7 protein-coding genes are annotated in these 8036 nt (G+C 70.9%); 1 reads left to right on the forward strand and 6 read right to left on the reverse strand.

What is annotated here, in order from left to right; genetic code table 11:
* Positions 1–18: 18 nt before the first annotated feature.
* Genes ACGFK0_RS17180 through ACGFK0_RS17190 form a run of 3 tightly spaced genes read right to left on the reverse strand, consistent with a single transcriptional unit; the run spans position 19 to position 2575 of the window.
* Positions 19–1371, reverse strand: coding sequence for an FtsX-like permease family protein (locus tag ACGFK0_RS17180; protein ID WP_392905821.1), 1353 nt, complete (start codon positions 1369–1371; stop codon positions 19–21).
* On the reverse strand, positions 1368–2048 hold the full coding sequence (locus tag ACGFK0_RS17185; protein ID WP_392905824.1) for an ABC transporter ATP-binding protein: 681 nt from the start codon (positions 2046–2048) through the stop codon (positions 1368–1370). The genes ACGFK0_RS17180 and ACGFK0_RS17185 overlap by 4 nt, the downstream gene beginning before the upstream one ends.
* Positions 2045–2575: a PadR family transcriptional regulator gene (locus ACGFK0_RS17190; RefSeq protein WP_392905826.1), complete on the reverse strand. Its 531-nt coding sequence runs from the start codon at positions 2573–2575 to the stop codon at positions 2045–2047. Before ACGFK0_RS17190 ends, ACGFK0_RS17185 begins: the two co-directional genes overlap by 4 nt.
* Positions 2576–2679: 104 nt before the next feature.
* On the opposite strand from ACGFK0_RS17190, the gene add reads away from it, so the two are divergent.
* Positions 2680–3657, forward strand: a complete 978-nt coding sequence (gene add, locus ACGFK0_RS17195) for an adenosine deaminase (RefSeq protein ID WP_392905829.1) — start codon at positions 2680–2682, stop codon at positions 3655–3657.
* A 49-nt stretch (positions 3658–3706) separates the two neighbouring features.
* On the opposite strand, the gene ACGFK0_RS17200 is transcribed toward add, so the two are convergent.
* The 3 genes from ACGFK0_RS17200 to ACGFK0_RS17210 form a co-directional block, all read right to left on the reverse strand.
* Entirely contained in the window at positions 3707–4369 is a 663-nt protein-coding gene (locus ACGFK0_RS17200) for a hypothetical protein (protein ID WP_392905831.1), read from the reverse strand.
* A 122-nt stretch (positions 4370–4491) separates the two neighbouring features.
* The gene (locus ACGFK0_RS17205; RefSeq protein ID WP_392905833.1) at positions 4492–7029 is read right to left on the reverse strand and encodes an ATP-dependent Clp protease ATP-binding subunit; all 2538 of its coding nucleotides are present in this window, start codon (positions 7027–7029) and stop codon (positions 4492–4494) included.
* 360 nt (positions 7030–7389) lie between these two features.
* Positions 7390–7713 (reverse strand): Lsr2 family protein, encoded by a 324-nt coding sequence (locus ACGFK0_RS17210; protein ID WP_392905836.1) that lies wholly within the window; start codon positions 7711–7713, stop codon positions 7390–7392.
* Between the last annotated feature and the right edge of the window lie 323 nt (positions 7714–8036).

Here is an 8036-nt window from a genome sequence, read left to right on the forward strand (position 1 = left end):
GTCGTTCAGCGAACCCGGTCATTCGGCGCGGAGGCGGGTGGGGGCGGCGGCGCGGGCGAGGAGGCGGCCCGACAGGGCCGTGACGGCGGCCGCGGCCGCCACCGCGAGAGCGACCATCAGCAGGGCTCGGCCGGCCATCCAGGCGAGCAGTGGCAGGTCCGGTTCCCCGAAGATGCCCGGCGTCATGCCGATCAGCGCGGCGAGGGCCGCGATCGCGCACACCGGAGTCGCCGCGATGAGCGTCTGGCGCAGGGCCGACCGGCGCAGCGACGCCACCGGTGCCCCGATCGCGGCCAGCGCCGCCATCGAGCGGCCGGCCTCCAGCAGCGTTTCGGCCCGGTGCACCACGAGCGCGGTGACCGCCACGAACAGGGCGAACAGCAGCGCGAGATAGGTCAGGCCGAAGCTGACCAGCCAGAACCGCTCGATGGACGTGTCCTCGGTGGTGGCGTACCGGACCACGTCCCACTCGACGACACCGGTGCCCGTGCCGAAGGCGACGACAAGGCCGACGACCGCCATGGCGCGTCCCCCGGCGCGGGGATCGGCCTCCAGGGCACGCGCCGCCAGAAGCGTCTCGGGTGTACGCGCCCAGCGGCCGGCCAGCCGGGCCGACTCCAGGACCACGCGGCTGGCCCCCGCCAGCACGCCGAGGATGGTGACGACGGCGCCGAGGAAGAACAGCGGCACCCCGACCTTGTCCACGTCCTGGGTGAACCCGCCCGCGACCATCAGCGGCATGCCGGCGGCGAGCGGGAGAACCGTGAACGCGGACGGCCGGGGACGCGACGCACGCCGGGCGACGCTCAGCGGCGAGACGACGACATGGCGGGACACCAGCAGGCTGACCATCACCGCGGCGGCCACCACCAGGGCCGGTACGAGCGGGACCGGCCAGGACGGGATCGCGTACCGCTCGGTATCGCGCACCCCGAGGGCGGCCATCGCCAACCGCTGCCCGGACACGTAGGCGATGCCCCCGACGACCGCCCCCGCGGTGCCGACGCGGAGGGCCTCGGCCACGCCGAGCAGCCGCACCTCCCTCGGTGTGGCACCGGCCAGCCGCAGCGCCGCGAGCCGCCGCTCCTGGGTGGCCTGCGCGACCCGCCCGGCCTGGTACAGCAGCGCCAGCACCGGGACGACGAGCAGCGCCAGCGCCAGCGCGGTGCCCGGCCGCAGGCCCTCCTCGCTGACCAGACCCGCCCACCGGGTCTGGGTCGTGCCCTGTATCAGCAGCAGGTTCACCGCACCGAGCAGGAAGAACGTGGCCAGCGCGGCGCCGGAGACCAGCAGCCGGCGCCGGCGCCGCTCGGCCCGGGACGTTCCGCGGGCCAGCATCGCGGCGACGGCGAACAGGACGCGCGCGGTCATCGGGTCACCGCCGGGACCTCGGCCACGATGCCGTCACGGACCACGACCTCGCGGTCGGCGAAGGCCGCGATCCGGTTATCGTGGGTCACCAGGACCACGGTGGTGCCGCGCTCCCGGGCCGTCGCGAGCAGCAGGCCGAGCACCGCCTCACCCGCGAGGCTGTCGAGCGCGCCGGTGGGCTCGTCGGCGAAGATCACCTTGGGTCCGTGGGCGAGCGCCCGGGCGAGGGCGACCCGCTGCGCCTGGCCGCCGGACATGTCGCCGGGCCGCAGGGGTGCGCAGTCGTCCACGCCGAGGCGGCCCAGCCAGTCCAGCGCGGCGGCGGACGCGTCCGCGCGGCCGAGCCCGCCGAACATCAGCGAGACGGCCACGTTCTCCGCGGCGGTCAGCTCCGGCACCAGCCCGCCGAACTGGAAGACGATGCCGAACGTCTCGCGCCGCAGGCGGGTCCGGGTGTCCTCGTCGAGCTCGTCGAGGCGGGTCTCGCCGTAGCGGATCTCGCCCTCGTCGGGGACGACGATCCCGGCCAGGCAGTGCAGCAGCGTGCTCTTGCCCGAGCCGCTCGGGCCGGACACCGCCACGATCTCTCCGGCGCCGACCGTCAGGGACGCGCCGCGCAGCGCCCGCGTCCGGCCGAACGTCTTGCTGACATCCCGCGCTTGAAGCAAAGGGCTCATCGGCTGATCTCCTCGGTCAGGTCGGCCAGGCGGTCCACGGCCAACTCCATCCACCGCAGGTCGGCGTCCAGGTGGAACAGGGCGTAGTCGGCGGCCAGAACGGCGGCGGCCGACGCGCCGGGGGCCGTCTTGGCGCGGGTCAGCTCACGCATCCGCTCCAGGTGTGCGGCGCGCTGGCGATCCAGGCCGGCGCGCGCGTCGCCGCCGGCCACCAGCGCCATGATCACCCGGGCGAACAGGATGCCGCCGGCGTAGGGCAGGGGCGGTTCCGTCTCCGCGAGCCACGCCCGCATCTTCTCGCCGCCCTTCGGGGTCAGCTCGTACAGCGTGCGTTCAGGCCCGCCCTCCCGGACGACCTCGGCGACGGCCACGAACCCGTCGCGTTCCAGACGCTGCAGCGTCGAGTAGACCTGCCCGTACGGCAGCGGCTTGGCCCCCGGCAGCCGCTCGTCGTGCTCGCGCTTGAGCTCGTACCCGTGCCTCGGCCGCTCGGCGAGCAGGGCCAGCAGGATCTGCGGAGTCGACATGCGGACGACTATACACTCAATGTATGTACTGAGTGAATAGTTATTGCCGCCGGCCGCCGGAAAATGGGAGGCACCGGGACCGTTCCGATCGGTACCGTGCCGCCGTGCGCGATCTGCTGAGCCTGCCCAAGACCCATCTCCACGTCCACCTGGAGAGCGCCGCCCGGTGGGCCACGCTCCGCGAGATAGGCGCGGCCAATGGCGTTGAGGTACCCGATGACATGGCCGCGTTCGGGAGTTTCGCCGCGTTCTTCGAGCAGAACGACCTCGTCCGCGCCTGCCTGCGCCGTCCCGGCGACTTCCGGAGGGTCGCCTACGAATTCTGCGAGGACGAGGCCGCACAGGGCACCCGGTACGCCGAGGTGTCGTTCACGGCCGCCGCCCACGGCGAGCGGCTGGGCGACCTCGACATGCCGCTGGCGGCCGTCCTGGAGGGCCTGGAGGCCGGGCAGGAGGCGTTCGGGATCGACTGCCGACTGCTCCTCGACCACTCCCGCCGCCGCTCCGTCGAACGCGCCTGGCGGACGCTCGACCTCGCGCGCCGCCATGACGGCGTGGTCGCGATCGGCCTCGCGGGCGACGAGGCCCACCCCGGCGACCCGTTCAACGACGTGTTCGCCGCCGCCCGCGACGCGGGTCTGCACGTCGTCCACCACGCGGGCGAGGGCGAGGGCCCGGCCAGCATCCGGCAGGCGCTCGGCCCCGGCCGCGCCGAACGACTCGGTCACGGCATCCGGATCCTGGACGACCCCGACCTCGTCGCCGAGGTCCGCGAACGCAGGATCCCCCTCGAAGTGTGCCCGTCCTCGAACGTCGCCCTGGGCTTCGCCGCCTCCCTCGACGACCACCCCCTCCCCCACCTCCGCGACGCGGGCCTGATCGTGACCCTCAACACCGACATCCCCGCCCTCATCGGCACGCCGCTCGCCACCGAGTACGCCCGCGTCCGCGATGCCTTCGGCTACGACGACACCGTCCTCGCCGACCTGGCCCACTCCGGCGTCGACGCATCCTTCGCCCCCACCGAAACCAGGACCCGCCTCCACCGCGAGATCAACGCCTGGCTGGGCCGGCCTTCCTGACCCCCGGCCATTCACCCCGGCGCCCAACCGCCCCGCGAACGCGTCAACCTCAGAGTTCGGTCAGGGGGCCGGCGCGGATCTCGCGGAGGAAGGGGTCGGAGTCGTCGCGCCATTGGGCCGGTGTGCGGACGACCGGGTGGACGGGGAGGCCGAGCCGGGCGGCGGCCTCCTGCGCGGCGTCATGGGCCACATCGCGGGCGATCTCGCCGATGACCAGGACCTCGACGTCGGCCGGCTGGTCGCCGGGGACGCCGTCGTAGCGGGCCGCCCAGGCACCGAACAGGTACACGTCCGCCCGGAGGCGCCCGAACTGCTCCGCCACCACCGCCGCGGGGCCGAACGTCAGCATCAGCAGCCGGGCGAGCGGGTCGTACATGGGGCTTGCGGTGTTGCGGGTGACCAGGCGGCCGGCCAGGGTGCGGCGCAGGAGAAGAACGTCCGCCCGCGCGAGCCGCTCCACTTCGCGCATCACGGACGCGAGGTCCGTGCGGAGCATCACGGCGAGGTCGAGCATCGACACCTCGCGTTCCGGGCCGAGCAGGAGGCGCGCGAGCAGCCGGCCCTGCAGGTATGAGCGGAAGATCGGGAGAGGCGCGGGTGCGCGGGACCGCACGTCCCGCAGAAATGCGTCGCCGACATGTTCCTCGCCCGCCGGGGCACGCATCGCGCGCCGCTCGAACCGCGCCGCCGAAGCCACCATGTTCGATCGCATGTTCGAATACTACGAGCCGGGTACGACGGTGAGCCAAAAACCGCACCCTGTGGATAACTGGCCAGGGCACCCATGCGGAAGGGCCCGCACCGGAACGAATCCGGTGCGGGCCCTTACGGTGGTCAGTCCTTGTTGAAGTTGACCGCGCCCTCGATGGGCGGCGGGCTGTCGGGGACCGTGTCCGGCTTCGGGACGCCCTTGAAAGTGAACTTGGCGGTCTCCGCCGTGCCCTCCTTGTTCTCAAGGTCGAAGCCCTCGGTGCCCACGATCACGATCTGACCGGGCTTGAGCTCGCTGAACAGGATCTTCTCGGACAGGCTGTCCTCGATCTCCCGCTGGATCGTACGGCGCAGCGGCCGGGCGCCGAGGACGGGGTCGTAGCCCTTCAGCGCCAGCAGGTCCTTGGCCTCCTGCCGCAGCTCGATGCCCATGTCGCGGTCCTTCAGCCGCTCGTCCACCTTGGCGATCATCAGGTCGACGATCTGGATGATCTCCCGCGGGGTGAGCTGGTGGAAGACGACGGTGTCGTCGACGCGGTTGAGGAACTCGGGGCGGAAGTGCTGCTTGAGCTCCTCCGACACCTTGGCCTTCATCCGGTCGTACGAGCCCTGCTCGTCGTTCTGACGGGCGAAGCCCATCGAGACGCCCTTGGAGATGTCCTTGGACCCCAGGTTCGTCGTCATGATGATGACGGTGTTCTTGAAGTCCACGACACGGCCCTGCGCGTCGGTGAGGCGGCCGTCCTCCAGGATCTGCAGCAGCGAGTTGAAGATGTCCTGGTGGGCCTTCTCGATCTCGTCGAACAGGACGACCGAGAACGGCTTGCGGCGGACCTTCTCGGTGAGCTGGCCGCCCTCCTCGTACCCGACGTAGCCGGGCGGGGAGCCGAACAGCCGCGACACGGTGTGCTTCTCCATGAACTCGGACATGTCGAGCTGGATCAGCGCGTCCTCGTCGCCGAACAGGAACTCCGCGAGCGTCTTGGACAGCTCGGTCTTACCGACGCCGGACGGGCCGGCGAAGATGAACGAGCCGCCGGGACGCTTGGGGTCCTTCAGGCCGGCGCGGGTACGCCGGATCGACTGCGAGAGGGCCCTTATGGCGTCCTCCTGGCCGATGACCCGCTTGTGGAGCTCGTCCTCCATGTTGAGGAGGCGGGTACTCTCCTCCTCGGTCAGCTTGAAGACCGGGATGCCGGTGGCGGTGGCGAGGACCTCGGCGATCAGCTCGTCGGTGACCTCGGCGACGACGTCCATGTCGCCGGCCTTCCACTCCTTCTCCCGCTGGGCCTTCTGGCCGAGGAGCTGCTTCTCGGAGTCGCGCAGCGCGGCGGCCTTCTCGAAGTCCTGCGCGTCGATCGCGGACTCCTTGTCGCGACGCACGTCGGCGATCTTCTCGTCGTACTCGCGCAGGTCCGGCGGGGCGGTCATCCGGCGGATGCGCATCCGCGAACCGGCCTCGTCGATCAGGTCGATCGCCTTGTCGGGCAGGAACCGGTCGCTGATGTAGCGGTCGGCGAGCTGCGCCGCGGCGACGAGCGCGCTGTCGGTGATCGACACACGGTGGTGCGCCTCGTAGCGGTCCCGCAGGCCCTTGAGGATCTCGATCGTGTGCGACAGCGACGGCTCGGCGACCTGGATCGGCTGGAAGCGGCGCTCGAGCGCGGCGTCCTTCTCCAGGTGCTTGCGGTACTCGTCCAGCGTCGTGGCGCCGATGGTCTGCAGTTCGCCGCGGGCCAGCATCGGCTTGAGGATGCTGGCGGCGTCGATCGCGCCCTCGGCGGCGCCCGCGCCGACCAGCGTGTGCAGCTCGTCGATGAACAGGATGATGTCGCCGCGGGTGCGGATCTCCTTGAGCACCTTCTTCAGGCGCTCTTCGAAGTCACCGCGGTACCGGGAGCCGGCGACCAGCGCGCCCAGGTCGAGGGTGTAGAGCTGCTTGTCCTTCAGCGTCTCGGGCACCTCGCCCTTGACGATCTTCTGCGCGAGGCCCTCGACGACGGCGGTCTTGCCGACGCCGGGCTCGCCCACGAGGACGGGGTTGTTCTTGGTGCGGCGGGACAGCACCTGCATGACCCGCTCGATCTCCTTGTCCCGGCCGATGACCGGGTCGAGCTTGCCCTCACGTGCGGCCTGCGTCAGGTTGCGGCCGAACTGGTCGAGCACAAGGGAGGTGGACGGAGCCGACTCCGAGGGACCGCCGGAGGCGGCCGGCTCCTTGCCCTGGTAACCGTGCAGCAACTGGATGACCTGCTGGCGCACACGGTTCAGGTCGGCGCCGAGCTTCACAAGGACCTGGGCGGCGACGCCCTCGCCCTCACGGATCAATCCGAGCAGGATGTGCTCGGTGCCGATGTAGTTGTGGCCGAGCTGTAGCGCCTCGCGCAGTGACAGCTCAAGGACCTTCTTGGCGCGCGGAGTGAACGGGATGTGGCCCGACGGCGCCTGCTGGCCCTGGCCGATGATCTCTTCGACCTGCTGGCGCACCGCTTCAAGGCTGATCCCGAGGCTCTCCAGAGCCTTGGCAGCGACACCCTCACCCTCGTGGATCAGACCCAGGAGGATGTGCTCGGTGCCGATGTAGTTGTGGTTGAGCATCCTGGCCTCTTCCTGAGCCAGGACGACAACGCGCCGCGCGCGGTCGGTGAACCTCTCGAACATCTCGTCGCTCCTCACAGAGCGGTTGGGCAGAGTCCGGAACGTCCGGAACTGTCCTTCCGCATGCTAGCCCGCCCCGAGGAGGCCACCCGGTGCACTCCCACCAGGAGACGTTCCCCAGCTATGCGCTGTTCAGTCTCATCCAACTACCGCGTCGGTGCGTCATGTTCCCGCTACGCCCCAAGCGAACGGGGGCCTTTTCGCAGGTCGGTCAAGGCGCGGGCCGAGAGTGCCGAATGGGGGTGGAGTTCCACCCGCGCGGCCTGTGTACCTCCCGGCGTGGACCGCGAACCGCGCGACCTCTACGCCGAAAGCGAACGGCCCGTCTCGCGAACGAGGACGGGCCGCCGACGGGCGAACCGGTCAGGTCGCCGCTTCGTACTGTTCGATCACATGGGCCGGGATCCGGCCGCGCTCATTGACCTTGATGCCATTGTTCTTGGCCCAGGCGCGGATCTCAGCACTGCGCTCGCGGCTGGACGCGCCGCGCTGCCGGCGCCTGCGCGTGGAAGTTCCCGCCTTGCGCGACTTCTCCACGAACGGCTGAAGAGAATCCCGCAGCTTCGCTGCGTTGGCGCCACTCAGGTCGATCTCGTAGGAGGCGCCGTCGATCGAGAACGCTACGGTCTCGTCCGCCTCGCCACCGTCGAGGTCGTCGACGAGAAGCACCTGAACCTTCTGTGCCATGGGGACAGACCCTTTCGGCTTGAGCAAACTGCATTCGGTCGACAAAGATATACCGAGAAGTCCGCCGATGACAATTCCGGCGCGGCCCGTGAATCCGGCGCGGCCCTTGAACCGGTACTGGCGGCGAAGTCGCCTTCCTGCCGTGACCGGGCGTAATCGGCACCGCCTGTTTCCGGCACGCCGCGGCGGCGCGGCGTGGGGGGGGGGGGGGGGGGGGGGGGGGTTTGGGGGGGGGGGGGGGCGGCGGGGGGGGGGGTTTGTGTTGGGAGGGGGGGGCGGCGGCCAACCCCCCCACCTCCCGCGGGGGCGGGGGTGAGGAGGGT

Origin of the sequence: Spirillospora sp. NPDC048823 (genome assembly GCF_043198445.1) — a bacterium.
Taxonomy (GTDB): Bacteria; Actinomycetota; Actinomycetes; order Streptosporangiales; family Streptosporangiaceae; genus Spirillospora.

What these genes read in the sequence shown, in the direction of transcription:
- ACGFK0_RS17200 (WP_392905831.1), bottom strand. Translation starts at nt 4,369, where the DNA reads ATGCGATCGAACATGGTGGCTTCGGCGGCGCGGTTCGAGCGGCGCGCG.
- ACGFK0_RS17210 (WP_392905836.1), bottom strand. Translation starts at nt 7,713, where the DNA reads ATGGCACAGAAGGTTCAGGTGCTTCTCGTCGACGACCTCGACGGTGGC.
- ACGFK0_RS17205 (WP_392905833.1), bottom strand. Translation starts at nt 7,029, where the DNA reads ATGTTCGAGAGGTTCACCGACCGCGCGCGGCGCGTTGTCGTCCTGGCT.
- ACGFK0_RS17190 (WP_392905826.1), bottom strand. Translation starts at nt 2,575, where the DNA reads ATGTCGACTCCGCAGATCCTGCTGGCCCTGCTCGCCGAGCGGCCGAGG.
- ACGFK0_RS17180 (WP_392905821.1), bottom strand. Translation starts at nt 1,371, where the DNA reads ATGACCGCGCGCGTCCTGTTCGCCGTCGCCGCGATGCTGGCCCGCGGA.
- ACGFK0_RS17185 (WP_392905824.1), bottom strand. Translation starts at nt 2,048, where the DNA reads ATGAGCCCTTTGCTTCAAGCGCGGGATGTCAGCAAGACGTTCGGCCGG.